General features: G+C 71.0%; 20 protein-coding genes. 9 read left to right on the forward strand and 11 right to left on the reverse strand.

The genetic code is table 11. The features are described 5' to 3' along the window. Positions 1-144: 144 nt before the first annotated feature. The 7 genes from ACFVUT_RS30620 to ACFVUT_RS30650 form a co-directional block, all read right to left on the reverse strand. Positions 145-432, reverse strand: coding sequence for a DUF1416 domain-containing protein (locus ACFVUT_RS30620; RefSeq protein WP_148837139.1), 288 nt, complete (start codon positions 430-432; stop codon positions 145-147). Between the two features lie 48 nt (positions 433-480). Beyond that, positions 481-1,326: a sulfurtransferase gene (locus tag ACFVUT_RS30625; protein WP_389656501.1), complete on the reverse strand. Its 846-nt coding sequence runs from the start codon at positions 1,324-1,326 to the stop codon at positions 481-483. Between the two features lie 159 nt (positions 1,327-1,485). Beyond that, complete coding sequence (locus ACFVUT_RS30630; protein ID WP_389656504.1) at positions 1,486-1,593, reverse strand: putative leader peptide; 108 nt, start codon at positions 1,591-1,593, stop codon at positions 1,486-1,488. 293 nt (positions 1,594-1,886) lie between these two features. Next, positions 1,887-2,576: a DUF2993 domain-containing protein gene (locus ACFVUT_RS30635; RefSeq protein ID WP_389656507.1), complete on the reverse strand. Its 690-nt coding sequence runs from the start codon at positions 2,574-2,576 to the stop codon at positions 1,887-1,889. A 133-nt stretch (positions 2,577-2,709) separates the two neighbouring features. Further along, positions 2,710-4,263: a hypothetical protein gene (locus tag ACFVUT_RS30640; RefSeq protein WP_389656510.1), complete on the reverse strand. Its 1,554-nt coding sequence runs from the start codon at positions 4,261-4,263 to the stop codon at positions 2,710-2,712. A 10-nt stretch (positions 4,264-4,273) separates the two neighbouring features. Further along, positions 4,274-4,528, reverse strand: coding sequence for a MoaD/ThiS family protein (locus ACFVUT_RS30645; protein WP_389656513.1), 255 nt, complete (start codon positions 4,526-4,528; stop codon positions 4,274-4,276). 41 nt (positions 4,529-4,569) lie between these two features. Beyond that, on the reverse strand, positions 4,570-5,466 hold the full coding sequence (locus ACFVUT_RS30650) for an alpha/beta hydrolase (protein ID WP_389656516.1): 897 nt from the start codon (positions 5,464-5,466) through the stop codon (positions 4,570-4,572). Positions 5,467-5,780: 314 nt separating this feature from the next. Here ACFVUT_RS30650 and ACFVUT_RS30655 point away from each other — a divergent pair, with 314 nt between their 5' ends. From ACFVUT_RS30655 to ACFVUT_RS30680, 6 genes are all read left to right on the forward strand, one after another. Further along, positions 5,781-6,638 (forward strand): response regulator transcription factor, encoded by an 858-nt coding sequence (locus ACFVUT_RS30655; protein ID WP_389656519.1) that lies wholly within the window; start codon positions 5,781-5,783, stop codon positions 6,636-6,638. A gap of 68 nt (positions 6,639-6,706) precedes the next feature. Next, complete coding sequence (locus ACFVUT_RS30660; protein WP_389656522.1) at positions 6,707-7,753, forward strand: LacI family DNA-binding transcriptional regulator; 1,047 nt, start codon at positions 6,707-6,709, stop codon at positions 7,751-7,753. A 177-nt stretch (positions 7,754-7,930) separates the two neighbouring features. Next, the gene (locus tag ACFVUT_RS30665; RefSeq protein ID WP_389656525.1) at positions 7,931-9,112 is read left to right on the forward strand and encodes a S1C family serine protease; all 1,182 of its coding nucleotides are present in this window, start codon (positions 7,931-7,933) and stop codon (positions 9,110-9,112) included. Between the two features lie 12 nt (positions 9,113-9,124). Next, the gene (locus tag ACFVUT_RS30670; RefSeq protein ID WP_389656528.1) at positions 9,125-9,313 is read left to right on the forward strand and encodes a hypothetical protein; all 189 of its coding nucleotides are present in this window, start codon (positions 9,125-9,127) and stop codon (positions 9,311-9,313) included. A gap of 40 nt (positions 9,314-9,353) precedes the next feature. Continuing rightward, positions 9,354-10,085: a response regulator transcription factor gene (locus ACFVUT_RS30675; protein WP_389656531.1), complete on the forward strand. Its 732-nt coding sequence runs from the start codon at positions 9,354-9,356 to the stop codon at positions 10,083-10,085. Beyond that, entirely contained in the window at positions 10,082-11,500 is a 1,419-nt protein-coding gene (locus ACFVUT_RS30680) for a sensor histidine kinase (RefSeq protein WP_389656534.1), read from the forward strand. The genes ACFVUT_RS30675 and ACFVUT_RS30680 overlap by 4 nt, the downstream gene beginning before the upstream one ends. Positions 11,501-11,568: 68 nt before the next feature. On the opposite strand, the gene ACFVUT_RS30685 is transcribed toward ACFVUT_RS30680, so the two are convergent. The 4 genes from ACFVUT_RS30685 to ACFVUT_RS30700 form a co-directional block, all read right to left on the reverse strand. Further along, a complete protein-coding gene (locus ACFVUT_RS30685) occupies positions 11,569-12,102 on the reverse strand; it encodes a putative toxin-antitoxin system toxin component, PIN family (protein WP_389656537.1) in 534 nt (177 codons plus the stop codon). A 40-nt stretch (positions 12,103-12,142) separates the two neighbouring features. Continuing rightward, complete coding sequence (locus tag ACFVUT_RS30690; protein WP_389656540.1) at positions 12,143-12,589, reverse strand: helix-turn-helix domain-containing protein; 447 nt, start codon at positions 12,587-12,589, stop codon at positions 12,143-12,145. Positions 12,590-12,768: 179 nt separating this feature from the next. Continuing rightward, the gene (locus ACFVUT_RS30695) at positions 12,769-13,662 is read right to left on the reverse strand and encodes a phosphatidylinositol-specific phospholipase C (protein ID WP_389656543.1); all 894 of its coding nucleotides are present in this window, start codon (positions 13,660-13,662) and stop codon (positions 12,769-12,771) included. Positions 13,663-13,825: 163 nt separating this feature from the next. Next, on the reverse strand, positions 13,826-14,794 hold the full coding sequence (locus ACFVUT_RS30700) for an ArsR/SmtB family transcription factor (RefSeq protein ID WP_389656546.1): 969 nt from the start codon (positions 14,792-14,794) through the stop codon (positions 13,826-13,828). 289 nt (positions 14,795-15,083) lie between these two features. On the opposite strand from ACFVUT_RS30700, the gene ACFVUT_RS30705 reads away from it, so the two are divergent. From ACFVUT_RS30705 to ACFVUT_RS30715, 3 genes are all read left to right on the forward strand, one after another. Next, on the forward strand, positions 15,084-15,545 hold the full coding sequence (locus ACFVUT_RS30705) for a hypothetical protein (RefSeq protein ID WP_389656549.1): 462 nt from the start codon (positions 15,084-15,086) through the stop codon (positions 15,543-15,545). A 110-nt stretch (positions 15,546-15,655) separates the two neighbouring features. After that, positions 15,656-16,657 (forward strand): hypothetical protein, encoded by a 1,002-nt coding sequence (locus ACFVUT_RS30710; protein WP_389656552.1) that lies wholly within the window; start codon positions 15,656-15,658, stop codon positions 16,655-16,657. A gap of 309 nt (positions 16,658-16,966) precedes the next feature. Beyond that, a partial coding sequence (locus ACFVUT_RS30715; protein WP_389671080.1) for a tectonin domain-containing protein occupies positions 16,967-17,223 on the forward strand: 257 nt, incomplete at its 3' end.

Genomic DNA, 17,223 nt, shown 5'->3' on the forward strand with positions numbered 1-17,223 from the left:
GCGTAGGCCCGTCGCCGCCGCCGGGAACGGCACGAAGGGCCGTACCCCGTTTCAGAAGGCGTCCAACCCCTGGGGTACGGCCCTTCGGCCGGTAAAGCGTCGCGAGGCTCCGGGCCGGTGGCCTTCGGCGTCCCGCGCTCCGTACTAGACGGCGATCGCGACCTCGGAGAGACCACCGGTCTGCGCCACGACCGTGCGGTCGGCGCTGCCGCCGGGGACGAGGGCGCGCAGCGTCCACGTGCCCTCGGCCGCGTAGAAGCGGAACTGTCCGGTCGCCGAGGTCGGGACCTCCGCGGTGAACTCACCCGTCGAGTCCAGCAGGCGCACGTAACCGGTGACGGGCTCACCGTTGCGGGTCACGCTGCCCTGGATGGTGGTCTCACCGGGCTTGATGGTCGAAGCGTCGGGGCCACCGGCCTTTGCTCCACACATGTTCTGTCCTTCTGGTCGGGGGTCGTGCTGGTCCGGGGTCGTGCGGAGTTACTTGTTGGCGCCGAGCTCGATCGGCACGCCCACGAGGGAGCCGTACTCGGTCCACGAACCGTCGTAGTTCTTGACGTTCTCCTGGCCGAGCAGCTCGTGCAGCACGAACCAGGTGAGCGCGGAGCGCTCGCCGATGCGGCAGTACGCGATGGTGTCCTTCGCGAGGTCGACCTGCTCGCCCTCGTAGAGCGCCTTGAGCTCGTCGTCCGACTTGAAGGTGCCGTCGTCGTTGGCGTTCTTCGACCACGGGATGTTGCGGGCGGACGGCACGTGGCCGGGGCGCTGCGACTGCTCCTGCGGGAGGTGCGCCGGGGCGAGCAGCTTGCCGCTGAACTCGTCGGGCGACCGCACGTCGACCAGGTTCTGGCTGCCGATCGCCTTCACGACGTCGTCGCGGTAGGCGCGGATCGACTCGTCCTGCGCCTTGGCCTTGTACTCCGTGGCCGGGCGGGACGGGACCTCGTCGCCGTCGACCAGGTCGCGGGAGTCGAGCTCCCACTTCTTGCGGCCGCCGTCGAGCAGCCGGACGTCCTGGTGACCGTAGAGCTTGAAGTACCAGAACGCGTAGGACGCGAACCAGTTGTTGTTGCCGCCGTACAGGACGACCGTGGTGTCGTTGCCGATGCCCTTCTCGGACAGCAGCTTCTCGAAGCCGGCCTGGTCGATGAAGTCACGGCGGACCGGGTCCTGGAGGTCCTTGGTCCAGTCGATCCGGATCGCGTTCTTGATGTGGTTCTTCTCGTACGCCGAGGTGTCCTCGTCGACCTCGACGAGAGCGACCTGCGGGTCCTCGATGTGGGCCTCGACCCAGTCGGCGTCTACCAGGACGTCACTGCGGCTCATTCTGTTCTCCTCCGGGGCAGTTTGCGGCGAGATGATGCGAGACGGTGCGTGATGCGGATGTACGGCGGCGCAGGATGCGGCGCACGTGCACAGGCGATCGGAATGGGCCCTGACACCGGTCGAAGGGCCTGGGGAACGCGGGGCGCCGAAGGCTCCCGCTCAGACAGTGCGACAGAGCATGGCGGCGACGCGGCACAGGTCCACTGCCCGCCGCTTCGTGAGATCCGCCCGTCCCCCCTGCGGGAGACCGCCCATAGAGCACTGCATGGGACCGATCGTAAGGAGGTACGGGCGGACATGTCACCGCCGTGTCGCATGATGAGACGCGATCGTCCGTAAGATGAGACGACATACGAGGAAGGGCGCACTCCGCACCGCTCGCCGCCACCGGCGCCCGTCGGTCATCTGCGGATCGGACGCAGCCGTCTCACTATGTGGGGCACCGGGTCATATGGGGTGCGGGGCCCTGTGCGTGGCCCTGTGCGTGGCCGTGCGCGGGGCCCTGTGGGGCGCGGGGGCGCCGAGGGCCCGAGGGACTGCCTGCCCCGTCCGGCCCGGATCTATCCGGCGAGCCGCACATCCGTGCCGACGACCGAGATCTCCAGGCCCTTGGCGGTCGGCTCGATCTTCTCCAGCTTCAGGCCGCTGGGCAGGCCCCCGACCTCCCGCTCGAAGTCGGTCTTCTTGCGCACCAGGCCCTCCAGCCCCGGGATGCCCTCACCGGGCACCTTGTCCGCGTGCACCTTGATGGTGTGTCCGTCGACGAGGGTGACGGTGGAGCGGACACTGCGCGTGAGCGGGCTGCCGAGGATGTCGACCGTGCCGGTCACCTTCACCTTGCTGTCGCCGCCGTATGCGACGACGACGCCGTCGCTGGCGGCCTTGGTCAGGTCCTCGTACGAGATGACGGCGGTTCCGGTGGCCCGGGCGGCCGTGGCACTGGAGTAGCCGTCGGCCAGTTCCACCTCGTGCAGCGCGGCGTTCATCCGGCTGATCCGGATCCTGTGGCCGTTGCTGTCGGTCTCGATGCCGGTGATCTCGATGTCGACCTCGTCGAGCTGCGATCCGGCGACCTGCGTGAGGAACGGGAATCCCTTGATGGAGACGTCCGTCGAACCGAGCGTGGCGCCGCTGACCTGGACCCGCCCCTCGACCTCCGACTCGGCGAAGTACACCGCCACCCGGTCGACGGCGACGAAGATCCCGCCCAGAACGACCACTATGACCAGCAGTATCCGCAGTGCGCGCATGCCCGCTTCTCCCCCACCCTGCATCCGGCCGAACCCCTGGCGCCCGTGCGTCCACGATGGGTGCACGGCGCGCCCGGGGTGATCGACGACCGGACCCCCCTCTTCGGTTCCCAAGGGGCGGCAGTGGCCGGTGTTACGAGAGCGCGCGGCCGATCAGATACACGGCGGGGGCCGCGGCGGTGAGCGGCAGCGCCACCCCGGCCGTCATGTGGACGAACCGCGACGGATAGTCGTAACTCGCCACCCGGAGCCCGATCAGTGCGCAGCCGCCCGCCGCGAACCCGAGCAGCGCGCCCTCCGTACCGAAGTCGGTGAACGCCCCCGCCACCGCACCGGCGCCCGCGGCGGCGAGCAGCGCCACCACGACCGACGCCGGTCCGGGCAGCGGCAGCGCACGGACGAGCGCCGCGACCGCGACGGCCGCGCCGCCCACCGTCACCGCGTCCGGGACCGCCGCGAGGTGTCCGGCGGCCAGCACGGAGAGGGCGGCCGACGCGACGGTGGCCATCAGCCCCTGCATCCGTTCGTCGGCGCTCGCGTGGCTGCGCAGTTGGAGGACGACGGTGAGCAGCACCCAGATGCCGAGGGTGCCGAGGATGGCGGCCGGCGCGTTCTCGCGGCCCGCGGCGAGCAGCGCGATGTCGGCGACGAGGCCACCGGCGAAGGCGAGTGCGATGCCCTGCCGGGCCGGCCACATGCCGTTGAGCCGGAACCAGCCTGCCGCGGTCACGCCCTGGAGCAGCACCAGCGGCACGGCCAGGGCGTACGGACCGATCGCGGCGCCGAGGGCGAGCAGCAGCCCGAGCACCGCGGTGATCCCGGCGGGCTGCATGCCCGGCGCGATGATCGGCGAGCGGCCCTCGGCGCGGGCCCGCTGGGCGTCGGTGATGCGGCTGTTGCCCAGGGTGGTGGGTGCGCCGTACTGGGTGGCGTCGGGCGCGGACGCGGTGGCACCGGCCGGCTCGGCGGTGACGGGCCGGGCCGGGGCCTCAGGAGGCAGCGGGTGGGCCGGGTAGGAGCCGGAGGCGCCCAGCGGCTGCGGACGCGGCGTACCGGCGGTCCCGGCGGTCCCGGGCTCGGCCGGAACGGGCTGCTGCACCGGCGGGCCCGGCTGGGCGGACTGCGCCGACCGGGAGGACTGGAAGGTCGGCTGGTACTGGGTGTCCCAGGTCTGGCCCTCCCAGGTCTGCGCGACGCCGGGATCCCGAGGACCGTGCGCGGCGGGCTCCGGCGCGGATCCCGTGGCCCCGGTCGGCCACGCGGACCCGGGGTCCGTCCCGGCTCCCTGCGGGGCCTGACGCGGGTCGTACGCTGCGTGCGGCGCCTGATGCGGGTCCGCGTACGGGGCCTGCCGGCCGTACGCCTGCGCACCGTAGGACTCGCTCCCGTAGGACTGGCTCCCGTACGCCTGCCGGACATGGGTCGGGTCGCCGTACGAACCGGCCCCGTACGAACCGTCCCCGTACGAACCGTCTCCATGCGCCTGCGCCTCACCGTACGACCGCGCGTCATAGGACGGTGCGCCGTACGCCTGCTCCCCGTACGACGGCGCGGGCTGCTGTCCGTAAGGCTGTGCGGGCTGTGCGGGCTGCTGGGACCGGCCGTCGACCGGGTCGTGCCCGGGCCCTGGCCCGTACCCGTGGCCCGGGTCCTGTCCGTACGGATGCTGCTGATCGTTGCTGCTCATGTGCTGCGGTTCACCCTCCTGCGAACGGCGGGAGCACCTCGACCGTGCCGCCCTCGGCAAGGCGTACGGTCTCATGCCCGCGGGTTCCCACGGGGTCACCGTCGATGAGGAACGAGCACCTTTGCAGCACTCGGGTGAGCTCACCGGGGTGCCGCTCGCGCATCGCGTCGAGCGCCTCGGCGAGGGTCGCGGCTGTGTACGGCTCCTCCGCGGTCCCGGCGGCGGCCTTGGCCGCGGCCCAGTAGCGGATCGTTCCGGCCGGCATGGCGACGCTCCTCTCGTCTCGCGTCAGCTGTCCATCATGGGTCACGGCGTCACCGCCCAGTCCCCGATGCGGCCGAGCAGGTTCTCGTCCGCGGCGTTCTCGGCATGGCCCATGCCGCGTTCCAGCCACAGCTCGGCGCCGTCGCCCGCCGCGGCGGCCAGCATCCGGGGGTGGTCCAGCGGGAAGTACGGGTCCTGGTCGCCGTGCACGATCAGCAGCGGGGCCGGGGCGATCAGCCCGGCCGCATCGACCGGCGGGAGCGGCACCGGATTCCATTCGTCGCGGTCGATCCGGGTGCCGAACCCGTAACGGCCGACCAGGCGGCCGGTGGGCCGGGTGACCAGCCAGTGCAGGCGGCGCATCGGAGCCGTGCCCCGGTAGTACCAGCGGGCGGGGGCGCTCACGGCCACCACCGCGTCCGCGTGCGCGGACGTACCCCCCTCGACCGGCCGCTCGGGCTCGGCGGCACCACCGGCGTCCACGCCGGACACCGCCTGTTCCGTATACAGCGCTCCGTGCCGCAGCACCACGGAACCGCCCATGGAAAACCCCACGGTCACGATCCGCCGGTGCCCCAGCGAGCGCGCCCACCGCACCGCGGCCGCCAGATCCAGCACCTCGCGGTCCCCCACCGTCGACCTCCCGCCGGAGGCGCCGTGCCCCCGGAAGGAAAACGTGATCACGGCCGCACGCTGGGCAAACACCCCCGCAGCGCGCCGCACCGCGGGCCGGTCCGCCGATCCGGTGAAGCCGTGCGCGACCACGATCGCGGTACCGTCGAAGGATGTTTCCGCAGCGGTACCGGCTTCTGCCGTACACGGCTCGTACACCGCCTCGATACGGACCCCGTCATCGGTCCGCAATGTGGTGCGCAGGGGGCCGGGCGTGATCAAGGAAACAGAGGAACTCCGATATCGCCCCTCGGACACTGAACTCATGTGGGCTATTCTGCTGGGAAGAGGATCCGGGCAAAGCAGCCCCCGGATCCTTTTGTGCTTTCCGGACGTTGTTACGACAGCGTTTCCACAAGCTCAGCGGTCCCAGGGCGCGGGGCCGCACCCGTAAAACCCGTATGACGAACGTCGTACGGCAAGCAGGGCGAAAGCCAGCACCACACGTACGAAGAAGTGCCGCATACTCCCCCGGGCCAAAGCCCGGGAGTGCCCCTCTCGCAGGGAACGAGGAGGACCGACGTAATGGGCGAGCAACCCGTGCACGATCATCGACCGCCGACGCAGGCAGGTGGGCGGCGATGAGTTCACTGCTGCTTCTTACGAATGCCCTTCAGCCGTCGACGGAGGTGCTTCCGGCTCTCGGTCTCCTGCTGCACAGCGTGCGGGTGGCGCCGGCCGAAGGCCCCGCCCTCGTCGACACCCCCGGTGCCGACGTCATCCTGATCGACGGGCGCCGCGACCTGCCGCAGGTGCGGTCGCTGTGCCAGCTGCTGCGCTCCACGGGACCGGGCTGTCCGCTGATCCTCGTCGTGACGGAGGGCGGTCTCGCGGCCGTCACCGCCGACTGGGGCATCGACGACGTACTGCTGGACACGGCAGGGCCTGCCGAGGTCGAGGCCCGGCTGCGGCTGGCCACGGGCCGGCAGCAGCTCGGCTCCGACGACTCCCCGATGGAGATCCGCAACGGCGATCTTTCGGTCGACGAGGCGACCTACAGCGCGAAGCTGAAGGGCCGGGTCCTGGACCTGACCTTCAAGGAGTTCGAGCTGCTCAAATATCTGGCGCAGCACCCCGGCCGGGTCTTCACCCGCGCCCAGCTGCTCCAGGAGGTCTGGGGCTACGACTACTTCGGCGGTACGCGGACGGTCGACGTCCATGTGCGACGGCTGCGCGCCAAGCTCGGCCCCGAGCACGAGTCGCTGATCGGCACGGTCCGCAACGTCGGCTACCGCTTCGTCACGCCGGAGAAGCCAGACAAGGCAGACAAGGCCGAGAAGGCGGAGAAGGCCGAGAAGGCGGAGAAGGCCGAGCGCGCCGCCGAGGAGGCCAAGGCGCACGCCGCGACGGAACCGGCCGCCGAGGCCGCGGCCCGTCCGGAGCAGCCGGCGTCGGTCCGGTCCGCGGACGAGGCACCGGTCCGGCCGGCCAACCGGTAACGCGGGGCTGATGGATCGGGCCGGATCCACCTGTCATCCGCCCGATCCATCCGCGTAGACTGCCGCGCGTGGCCAAGGTGACGCGGGACGATGTGGCGAGACTGGCGGGTACGTCGACCGCGGTCGTCAGCTACGTCATCAACAACGGACCCCGGCCGGTCGCCCCGGCCACGCGCGAGCGGGTGCTCGCCGCGATCAAGGAGCTGGGTTACCGGCCCGACCGGGTCGCCCAGGCCATGGCCTCGCGGCGGACCGACCTCATAGGGATGATCGTGCCGGACGCCCGGCAGCCCTTCTTCGCAGAGATGGCGCACGCGGTCGAACAGGCCGCCGCCGAGCGCGGGAAGATGGTGCTCGTCGGCAACTCCGACTACCGCGACGAGCGCGAGGTCCACTACCTGCGGGCCTTCCTCGGCATGCGGGTGTCCGGACTGATCCTGGTCAGCCAGGGCCCCAGCGAGTCGGCGGCGGCCGAGATCGAGGCGTGGGACGCGCGGGTCGTCCTGCTGCACGAGCGGCCCGAGGCGATCGACGACGTCGCGGTCGTCACGGACGACGTCGGCGGCGCCCAGCTCGCCACCCGCCATCTGCTGGAGCACGGCAACGCGTACGTGGCGTGCCTCGGCGGCGTGGAGTCGACCCCGGCCGTCGGCGACCCGGTCGCCGACCACGTCGAGGGGTGGCGCCGGGCGATGCACGAGTCGGGACGCTCGACGGAGGGCCGGCTCTTCCAGGCCCCGTACAACCGTTACGACGCCTATCAGGTGGCTCTGAAGCTGCTGGCGGGGCCGGACCGACCGCCGGCGATCTTCTGCTCGACGGACGACCAGGCCATCGGTGTGCTGCGGGCCGCGCGTGAGCTGCGGATCGATGTGCCCGAGGAGCTCGCGGTGGCGGGCTTCGACGACGTGAAGGAAGCCGGTCTGACCGACCCTCCGCTGACAACGGTCTCCTCGGACCGGCCGGCGATGGCACGGGCGGCCGTGGACCTGGTGCTCGACGACTCGCTGCGCGTGGCGGGGTCGCGGCGCGAGCGGCTGAAGCAGTTCCCGTCGGCGCTGGTGGTACGGCGGTCGTGCGGCTGCGGGGAGCCGGTGGCGGCGGCGGCACGGTAGGCAGGCCGGCGCGGGCGGTGTCCCACGCGGGCCCGCTTCCTTGTCGGGCCCGCTTCCTTGTGTCGGGCCCGCTTCCTTGTGTCGGGCCCGCTTCCTTATATGGGGCATACGAGGTTCTGCCGGGCTTCTCAGCACGTGCTCAGGCTTCTCTCATGTTCGGCGCACAGGCTCTAGGACATGACAGAGAGCCAGCGCCCGAGCGGCGAGTACCCGATGTACCCCTCGTACGGCAACGGTGACGCGTCCTACCCGCCGCCGCCGCCCCACCAGCCCGTGCAGCCGATCGCGACGGGCCCCGGAACCACCGTGTGGCCCGGCCCCGGAACCACCGGGCACGGCAGCCCGGACGGTGGTTACGGCGGCGGCGACGGTGGTTACGGCGGCGACAACGGCTACGGCGGCGGCGACGGTGGTTACGGCTCCGCCCTCCCGCAGCCCGCGCCCGGGCCCGCCGCACCCCGGCGCCGGGCCGGGCGGCCGGTGGCCCTCCTGGCGGCCGTGGCCATCGCGGCGGCCGTCATCGGCGGCGGCACCGCCACCTTCATCAGCCGGCTCGTCGGCAACGACGCGAACGGCACGGGCAGCAGCGTCATCCCCGGCACCACCGTCTCGCAGAGCAGCAAGGGCACCGTCTCGGGAGTGGCCAAGGCCGTCTCGCCGATGATCGTCGAGATCAACGCGACGTCGAACGCGGGCGAGTCCACCGGCTCCGGCGTGGTCATCACGTCCGACGGCGAGATCGTCACCAACAACCACGTCATCTCCGGCGCCTCGTCGATCAAGGTGACGCTCAGCACGGGCAAGACGTACACCGCGGAGGTCGTCGGCACCGACGCCGACAAGGACCTCGCCCTCATCAAGCTCCAGGGGGCGAGCGGGCTGAAGACGGCCACGCTGGGCGACTCCTCGGCGGTCGCGGTCGGTGACCAGGTCGTCGCGATCGGCTCGCCGGAGGGCCTCACCGGCACCGTCACCAGCGGCATCGTCTCCGCCCTCGACCGTGATGTCACGGTCGCCAAGGAGGAGAGCAGCGGCCAGGACCAGAGCCAGGGCCAGTACGGGCAGGGCGGTGGCCAGCAGTGGCCGTTCGAGTTCGGGGGTCAGCAGTTCAACGGCGACACCGGCAGCTCCACGACCACGTACAAGGCCATCCAGACCGACGCCTCGCTCAACCCCGGTAACTCCGGTGGCGCGCTCATCAACATGAACGGCGAGATCATCGGCATCAACTCCGCGATGTACTCGGCGAGTTCGTCCAGCGGATCCAGCAGCGCGGGCAGCGTGGGCCTCGGCTTCGCCATCCCCGTGAACACACTCAAGGCCGACCTCGCCACCCTGCGGGCCGGCAACGGCTCCTGAGGAGAGAGACCCATGCACCACCATCCCTCGCACACCCCCACCGGCCCGGCGGACCTGGCCCTGCCGCTCGCCCTCGTCACGGAACTGACCGCGCGCGGGGCCGGCGGGGCCACCCGCGCCCCCGAGATCCGTACGACCCGTACTCCCGCGAGCCGCAAGCGCCGGGCCGCGCGACGCCGTGCCGCGGCCGTGCGAGGCTGAGAGCAGTCCCGACGCCCGGAACGAGAAGAGGACACGAGCGATGAGCCCCGCCGAAGACGATCCGCAGCGCATCCTGATCGTCGACGACGAGCCCGCCGTACGCGAGGCCCTGCAGCGCAGCCTCGCGTTCGAGGGGTACGGCACCGAGGTCGCCGTCGACGGCCTCGACGCCCTCGCCAAGGCCGACGGGTACGCCCCCGACCTCATCGTCCTCGACATCCAGATGCCGCGGATGGACGGGCTGACGGCGGCCCGCCGGCTCCGTGCCGCCGGCACCACCACCCCCATCCTGATGCTCACCGCCCGCGACACCGTCGGCGACCGGGTCACCGGTCTCGACGCCGGCGCCGACGACTACCTGGTCAAGCCCTTCGAACTGGACGAGCTCTTCGCCCGCGTCCGGGCCCTGCTGCGCCGCAGCTCCTACGCGGCCGCGGCGGGCGGCGGTGCCCCCGACGACCATGTGCTGGCCTTCGCCGATCTGCGGATGAACCTGGCCACCCGCGAGGTCGCCCGGGGTTCGCGCCGGGTCGAGCTGACCCGTACCGAGTTCACCCTGCTGGAGATGTTCCTGGCGCACCCGCGGCAGGTGCTGACCCGCGAGCAGATCCTCAAGGCGGTGTGGGGCTTCGACTTCGAGCCCAGCTCCAACTCCCTGGACGTGTACGTGATGTATTTGCGCCGCAAGACGGAGGCGGGCGGCGAACCGCGGCTCGTCCACACGGTGCGCGGTGTCGGCTACGCGCTCCGCTCCGGCGGCGGTGACGGATGACCGGGGCCCTGCGCCGGCTCCGCGCCCTGCCGCTGCGCTCCCGGCTCGCGCTGCTGGTGGCGACGGCGGTGGCGGTCGCGGTGGCGGCGGTCGCGCTGGCCTGCTGGTTCGTGACGAAGGCGCAGCTCGACCGGCAGGTGGACAACACGCTGCGCAGTTCGCAGGTCGACGAGAGGTACCTGACGAACCTGTACTCCTACTGCCGCGGCACCGCCTCGGTGCTGCCCAATCCGTTCACCGGGTACACCGTTCAGCTCGTCGACGCCCAGGGCACGGTATGCATCGCGCCCGACGCGTCGCCGCTCTCCGTGAGCACCGCCGACGTCGCGGTGGCCGACGGGCGGCAGCCCTACGCCCTGCACTCGACGAAGGACGAGGACGGGACGAGGATGCGTGTCTACACGTACCCGCTGCATGTCGCGCCTCAGCCCGGCAGGACGTCGGGCAACATCGCCGTCTCCATCGCCCGCCCGCTGAGCGAGGTGGACGACCCGCTCTCCACCCTCGCCTGGGTGCTCCTGCTCGTCTCCGGCATCGGCGTCGTCGGCGCGGGGGCGGCCGGTCTCTGGGTCGCCCGTGCCGGGCTGCGCCCCGTCGACGAGCTCACCGAGGCTGTCGAGCACGTTGCCCGCACCGAGGACCTCACCGTCCGCATCCCGGTCGAGGGCGAGGACGAGATCGCCCGGCTGTCCCGCTCCTTCAACTCGATGACCGCCTCCCTCGCCAGCTCCCGCGACCGCCAGGCCCAGCTGATCGCGGACGCGGGTCACGAACTGCGGACCCCGCTGACGTCCTTGCGCACCAACATCGAACTCCTCTCCCGCAGCGACGACACCGGCCGGGCCATCCCGCCGGACGACCGCAGGGCCCTGATGACATCGGTCAAGGCGCAGATGACCGAACTGGCCTCCCTCATCGGTGACCTCCAGGAACTGGCCCGTCCCGACGCGGCGGACCCCGGCCCCCTCCAGGTCGTCGCTCTGCACGACATCGCGGACACAGCCCTGGAGCGGGCCCGCCTGCGCGGCCCCGAGCTGACGATCAGGGCCGACCTGACCCCTTGGTACGTACGGGCCGAGCCGGCGGCGCTGGAGCGGGCCGTGGTCAACGTCCTGGACAACGCGGTGAAGTTCAGTCCCCCCGGCGGCACGATCGAGGTCGCGCTGCTCCACGGTGAGCTGACGGTACGGGACCACGGCCCCGGCATCCCCGCCGAGGACCTCCCCCATGTCTTCGAACGCTTCTGGCGCTCCCCGTCCGCCCGCCAGCTCCCCGGCTCGGGCCTGGGCCTGTCGATCGTCGCCCGCACCGTCCAGCAGTCGGGCGGCGAGGTCGGCCTGAGCCCGGCGGAGGGCGACGGCACGGTGGCGTCGATCAGAATGCCGGGAGCGCCCCAGCCACCGCCGGAGCACTGAGACGGCCCGGGCGGCCCCGGCCGCCGCGGCTGTCTCGTCGAGGCCGGGGCCGGCCGCACCGGCAGGGATCAGAGCCGACGGCGGAACTCGGCGGCAAACTGCGGTGCGCCCCCGGCCGAAAGCCGGTCCAGGAGCCCATGGAGGTCACGGGGGTCGCGCTGGTAGCCGGCGGCCTGCCTGCGCAGGACTGAGGACACATCGACCGGGGCAAGGTCGAGCATGTCGAGCAGAAAGTCGTCGGGATGGAGCACCTCGACTTCGTAGGGGTCCGCAGCCGAGGCCGGAAAATCCCTCACGTTGAGCGTCACCACAGCATGCGCCTGCCCGCAGACCGCTGCCGCGAGCACATGGCGGTCCTTCGGCTCATTCGTCATCACTGGTACGAGCCCCGCGTAACCCGTCACTGAGCTGCAGGGGAAAGCGCGCGCCATGGTCTCGACAACCTTCTTGGCCGTCGTCGAAGCCACCTTCTCCGCGAGGTTGCGCCGCAGCTCCTCCAGGATGTCGGCCGACCAGAGCGGTTCATAGAGCTCCGCTTCCGCCAGCCGCAGCAAGGTGTCCCTGAGATAGTTCGGGAAGAGGACACAGGTGTCCAGAACCACGCGCTGCACATCACTCCCGGCAACTCGGTGTTATGCGAAATCAGATGTCGTAGAGGCCGGACTCCTCGGTCAGCTCGACCAACTCGTCCAGTCCTCGGCGGCGCTGCGTACGGCGCTTCTCCCTGTAGTCCAGGACGTCAGCCAGCAGCACTCTGCGATGACGCCCCGGGCGGGAGAAGGGCAGAGCACCCTCGTCCAGGATCTTGACGAACGTCGGCCTGCTGACCCCGAGCAGATCCGCAGCCTCCTGCGTGGTCAGGGTGGTGTTCACCGGGGCGACCGTGACCGCCTTGCCTTCGGACAGGGCGCGCACAACCACCATGAGCGCCTCGTAGACCTCGGGCGGCAGCGATCGAGAGGTTCCGTCGGGACCGCGCAGGAGCGCCGGTTCCTCGGCCTGCGGAGTCCGGTCCAGAAACGCGCAGAGCTCAGCGATCTCCGCACGGTGCTCGGGCAGCAGAGTTCGGTCTTCAGCAGTGCTGTGCATGGCTCTGTCTCCTTTGAGAATGAGCCAAGCATCGCACAATTCGAAAGAAACGCAAACGGCGAGGATGGGGCGGTCCCGGCCGCCGCGGCTGTCTCGTCGAGGCCGGGGCCGACCCGGGGCCGGGACCGGGTCCGGGGCCGCGACCCGGACCAGGACCCGGCGTGGGCTCGGGGTCGGGCTCAGGCTCCGGGGTTGTGCCGGATCAGCGACTCCACCAGGCCGGACCGGGTGGCGGGGAAGTCCAGGGGGACGATGCCGAGCCCGGTCCAGCCGGCCGCCTCGGAGCCGTCGAGGAAGGCGTGGACCTGCGGGTTGAGGCGGTCCGCGTTCGAGCGCGGCGGCAGCAGGGCCGCGGTGCTGACGTAGTTCATGTACAGCTTCCCGGGTTGCTGGGCGGCCTTGCGGAACTGGCCCTCGATCTTCGGGTACTTGGCGAACGGCTCCGCCATGTAGTCGTCCTGGATGTCGAAGAGCGCGGAATCGGCGTAGCGGACGCCGGGCAGCCCGCCGTTGTCGGCGAGCAGCACCACCTTGCCCCGGGCCTCGCCCAGCGCGGGCAGCGCGGGGTCGATGCGGAAGAGCGGTCGCCACCCCCTGTTGTCGAGGTAGTCGTCGAAGATCGCCCGGAACGTCGCGTCGCTGTCCTCGGAGTACTCCTGCTTGACCCGCATCAGCACGGTCTCGGTGGGCCGTTCGGCCAGGAAGTCCCAGCAGGCGCCGAGCACATCGCCGAACATCAGGTTCTGGTACGAGGCTCCGTGGTGGATCGCGAACGAGCCGTCGGTGACCCGGCACCGTACGTCGAGGAACCGCAGCCCGCTGTTCAACTGCTCGGCGATGGTGGTGTTCTGGCACTCGGTCCAGGGGCCGCCGTAGCGGGCGCCGGAGTCGTGCGAGCCGGGGATCGTGAGGCGTTGCAGCGCGGTGGCGTCGGCGATGCCGCCCATCCAGTCCTGGGTGGTACGGGCCTGCCGGGAGGCGGCGGTGGCGGACGCCCCGCCGGCCACGACGGCGGCGGTCGCGCCGAGGGCGGTGGCCAGGAAGTTCCGACGTGTACCGGTGTACGGGCTCATGCGGGGGTGCCTCCGTCTGCCGTGGGGGTCAGCCCTCGGATTATGACGGGTGCACGTCATTGCCGGAACAGCGCCGCGCCCCGGGAGCCGGGGCCACGTCACGGAGTCGGCGCCGCGTCACGACGGGACACCTCACGACGGCACCACCCCACGACGGGCCGCCTCACCGAGTCGGCGCCGAGCCGGTGAGCAGGTCCAGCCCCAGCGGGGTGCAGGAGTGCCAGACCGCCTTGCCCTCGCGCTGGGTGACGATCAGGCGTGCGTCCCGGAGCGCCTTCGCGTGTTCGGACGCCGACGACTTGCTGATGTCCAGTTCCCGCGCGATGTCCGTGGTGGTGAGCTGCTGGGTGAGCAGGCCGAGAGCCGCGGCCCTGGTCCGTCCCAGCAGTGCGCTCAGCGGATGGTCCTCGCCGTCGTGTGCGCGGAGCAGCGGCAGCGGTGTCAGCGCCGGGTAGATGAAGACGCTCGGGGAGTCGTCGTGCACGGCCATCACCGGCGCGCCGTCCCACACGGCGGACGGCAGCAGTACGAGGCCGTGTCCGGTCAGGGTGACCTCGGCCTGCTTGGCGCAGTCGAGGACCAGGCTCGTCCCCTGCCAGCGACCGCCGGGGACGAGACCGGCCAGCGTGGCCCGTATCCCGTGTTCGGCCAGGTGCCGGGTCCGCCAGGCGCGCTCGGCGTCGAATCCTGACCGGATGCGGCTCCAGGACGGGTCCACCGTGCCTGCGTACGCGGACCGGAGCACCTGTTCCAGCTCCTGCCAGGCGGCCTTGTCCCGAGCCGCCAGCCCGCGAACCCACGGGGTGACCCGACGGCTCGTCCGGCACACCCGGTCCAGTTCGGCGCGGACGGTGTCCGTGGGGGCCGACAGGACCGCGTCGAGGCCGTCCTCCAGTCCTCGGCTCAACGGGTCGAGGAACATCGGTCCCGTCGCCGTCGGGGGCACCAGCTCCAGCAGCCGGCGCGCCTCGCGCGGGAAGCCCGCCCGGAGCGTGCGCTGCCACCGCCCGAAGACCGGCGAGACGTCACGCTGGGCCATCGCGGCCACCAGGACCAGCTCCATCAGCGGCGCCGGTCCGGTGGCGAACGTCACCCCCATCAGGTCCTCGGGCGTGAATCGCACCGTGAGCATCCGTGTCCCCCTCGTCCCGGCCCCGGCCTTCTCCCGGCACCGCCCCACGGTTCGGTCAGAACCGAATCCATCGCCGTCCTCCGGCCCGGTCCTGACCATGGGACACGCACCGCATTCGAGGGTGGCCGTGGCCACCCCCGGACGGAAGCACCTATTCGGCCCTGTGCGCATCGATCGCGCCGGGCCGAGACCGGACCGACGGGGGTGAGCTCCCGCAGCCGTTCACGCGGCTGCGGGAACTGAGTGTCCGGCAGCCCATCCGCACGCACGAAAACCACAGGAGTTACAGATGAACGTGTTACGAGCCCTGTCCCTGAAACGGGCGGCCCTGGTCGCCACCGCCGTGGCCGCGGTCGGAGCCGCCGCACTCGGAACCACACCCGCTGCCGCTGCGGACAAGTCGACGAACATCGACACCTGGTCGTCGTTCTGGCAGCCGTGCGGCACCTACATGTGCCTCTACTACAGCCCCAACCTCACCAACGCGAGCTGGACCCCGAGCGGGACATCGGACGCGAACCTGTCGGGCAACAAGTTCGCCAACCACGGCACGGGCTCGGCGGGCGCCGGACAGGTGGTGCGCAACAACGCCGCCTCCATGGGCAACCACACCACCAACTGCCACGTCACCGTCTTCTACTCCCCCGATTTCAAGGGCGACCGCAACTGGCTGCGCGCCGGGCACGCCGGAAACCTGAACGCCGACCTGCGCAACAACGACGCATCGATCCGGGTGGACGGCTGCACCTGAGCCGGACCCGCGCAACCGCCTCGTCCCGTACGTCCCGCCGCCGCTCGCGGTGCGGGACGTACGGGCCCCGGCCCGACGACCGGAAGAGCACATTCATCGGGGAGTTGATCGTGGCAGCACCACTCGCGCACACGGAACGGGCCGCGTTCCGGCGCCGTACGGCATGGCTCGCCGTGCTGTCCGCCGGCGCGCTCGCCGCCTCGTTCCTCACCTCCGGCTGCGACGGCGGACCGCCACCCGCACCCGCCGTCCGCACGCCCGTCGCCACCCCGGCACCGACCACCACGGCAAGTCTCCGGCTGCCGCTGAACGCGTACCTGCCGACGCTTGAGGAGCAGGCCACCGGGGAGTACCTCGTCTACCGCGTGCAACAGCACTGCATGCGCGGCTACGAATTCCGTTATCTTCCGCACCTGTCCGCCGACTACATCGGCACCACGGTCGCGACCTGGCGCGGATACGATGCGCGCCGCTACGGGATCAGTGAGCGGACCGTCGCCGCGCAGCGTGGATACCACCTCGGCGAAGAGCCGTCCGGGGCCGCTGCCCCGCAGTCCGCCACCGCTCTCTCGGTCCCGGAACGCCAAGTGCTGTCGGGCCGCGCTCCCGACGGCCGGAAGCTGACAACTCCCGTCCGGAACAAGGATGTTCCCGAGGGCGGATGTGCCGGGTACGCCGAGCGCACCGTGTACGGGGAGCGGCCGGCGGGGGCCCAGCAAGGCGACGACCTCGTCGCCCGGCTTCGCCACGAGGCATTCGAGCGTTCGCGCTCCGACCACCGCGTCGCGGCGGTGAACAGGAAATGGTCCTCCTGCATGCGGGGCAAGGGGTTCACCTATCGCGACCCCGACGCGGCGATCGAGGATCCACGCTGGGATCTGCGCAGCGCCGGTCCGAGCCGTGCGGAGGTCGCCGTCGCCACCGCCGACATCTCCTGCAAACTGCGGACGAACCTGCTGGGTGTGAACGTCGCCGTCGAGACGGAGTACGAGTACGCCGCCATCGCCGCACATGCGCGGGAGCTGGAGAAGGTGCGCGCCCACAACACCTCGGAAGCCGAACGGCTCCCCGGCCTGATGCGCAGGTACGACCGGGCCCCGCGGCCCTTGTGAGACGCGCGCCGCCGCGTACCCGACGTGCGACGGCGTGGATCGGCATCCCCGATCAGAGTCGCCTCTGCCCAACCGGGCCGACACGGGACGCAGGGTCCGGGCGCCGCTCGTGTTCCCTTGTGGGTTACCGCAGATTCAGCCTCCTCGTGGTGGGGCGAGGGGACCAACCGCCCTGACACCCAAAGGGACGAAGACAACCAAACAGCGATTTTTGGATTATCTCTGTACCCCATCGACATATCAGCCTGTTTGGGCGGCCCTTCTGAGCAGCAAGATTCCCCTCGCAACGTTCGAGGTAAGGGGACAGGAATGGCTGACTGGAAGAACATCTCCGGTGGTCTCACTTCGATCTCTGTCGGATCCAGGACCCACGTCTGGGGTGTGAACGACCTGGGCCAGATGTACCGGTACACGGGCTACGACTCCAACCCGTGGGTCGGCATCCCCGGCAAGGCCGTCGACATCGGCGTAGCAGCCGACGGCACCGTATGGCACGTCAACTCAGCAGGCGGGATCTACCGCTACACCGGAGACCAGGGATCCACGGACTGGGTCTCCGTCTCAGG

This window comes from Streptomyces sp. NPDC058051 (assembly GCF_042885475.1).
Taxonomy (GTDB): Bacteria; Actinomycetota; Actinomycetes; order Streptomycetales; family Streptomycetaceae; genus Streptomyces.

Coding starts and splice junctions, on each gene's coding strand:
- ACFVUT_RS30625 (WP_389656501.1), bottom strand. CDS start 1,326: ATGAGCCGCAGTGACGTCCTGGTAGACGCCGACTGGGTCGAGGCCCAC.
- ACFVUT_RS30665 (WP_389656525.1), top strand. CDS start 7,931: ATGACAGAGAGCCAGCGCCCGAGCGGCGAGTACCCGATGTACCCCTCG.
- ACFVUT_RS30705 (WP_389656549.1), top strand. CDS start 15,084: ATGAACGTGTTACGAGCCCTGTCCCTGAAACGGGCGGCCCTGGTCGCC.
- ACFVUT_RS30700 (WP_389656546.1), bottom strand. CDS start 14,794: ATGCTCACGGTGCGATTCACGCCCGAGGACCTGATGGGGGTGACGTTC.
- ACFVUT_RS30635 (WP_389656507.1), bottom strand. CDS start 2,576: ATGCGCGCACTGCGGATACTGCTGGTCATAGTGGTCGTTCTGGGCGGG.
- ACFVUT_RS30650 (WP_389656516.1), bottom strand. CDS start 5,466: ATGAGTTCAGTGTCCGAGGGGCGATATCGGAGTTCCTCTGTTTCCTTG.
- ACFVUT_RS30630 (WP_389656504.1), bottom strand. CDS start 1,593: ATGCAGTGCTCTATGGGCGGTCTCCCGCAGGGGGGACGGGCGGATCTC.
- ACFVUT_RS30645 (WP_389656513.1), bottom strand. CDS start 4,528: ATGCCGGCCGGAACGATCCGCTACTGGGCCGCGGCCAAGGCCGCCGCC.
- ACFVUT_RS30690 (WP_389656540.1), bottom strand. CDS start 12,589: ATGCACAGCACTGCTGAAGACCGAACTCTGCTGCCCGAGCACCGTGCG.
- ACFVUT_RS30655 (WP_389656519.1), top strand. CDS start 5,781: ATGAGTTCACTGCTGCTTCTTACGAATGCCCTTCAGCCGTCGACGGAG.
- ACFVUT_RS30675 (WP_389656531.1), top strand. CDS start 9,354: ATGAGCCCCGCCGAAGACGATCCGCAGCGCATCCTGATCGTCGACGAC.
- ACFVUT_RS30680 (WP_389656534.1), top strand. CDS start 10,082: ATGACCGGGGCCCTGCGCCGGCTCCGCGCCCTGCCGCTGCGCTCCCGG.
- ACFVUT_RS30620 (WP_148837139.1), bottom strand. CDS start 432: ATGTGTGGAGCAAAGGCCGGTGGCCCCGACGCTTCGACCATCAAGCCC.
- ACFVUT_RS30640 (WP_389656510.1), bottom strand. CDS start 4,263: ATGAGCAGCAACGATCAGCAGCATCCGTACGGACAGGACCCGGGCCAC.
- ACFVUT_RS30695 (WP_389656543.1), bottom strand. CDS start 13,662: ATGAGCCCGTACACCGGTACACGTCGGAACTTCCTGGCCACCGCCCTC.
- ACFVUT_RS30670 (WP_389656528.1), top strand. CDS start 9,125: ATGCACCACCATCCCTCGCACACCCCCACCGGCCCGGCGGACCTGGCC.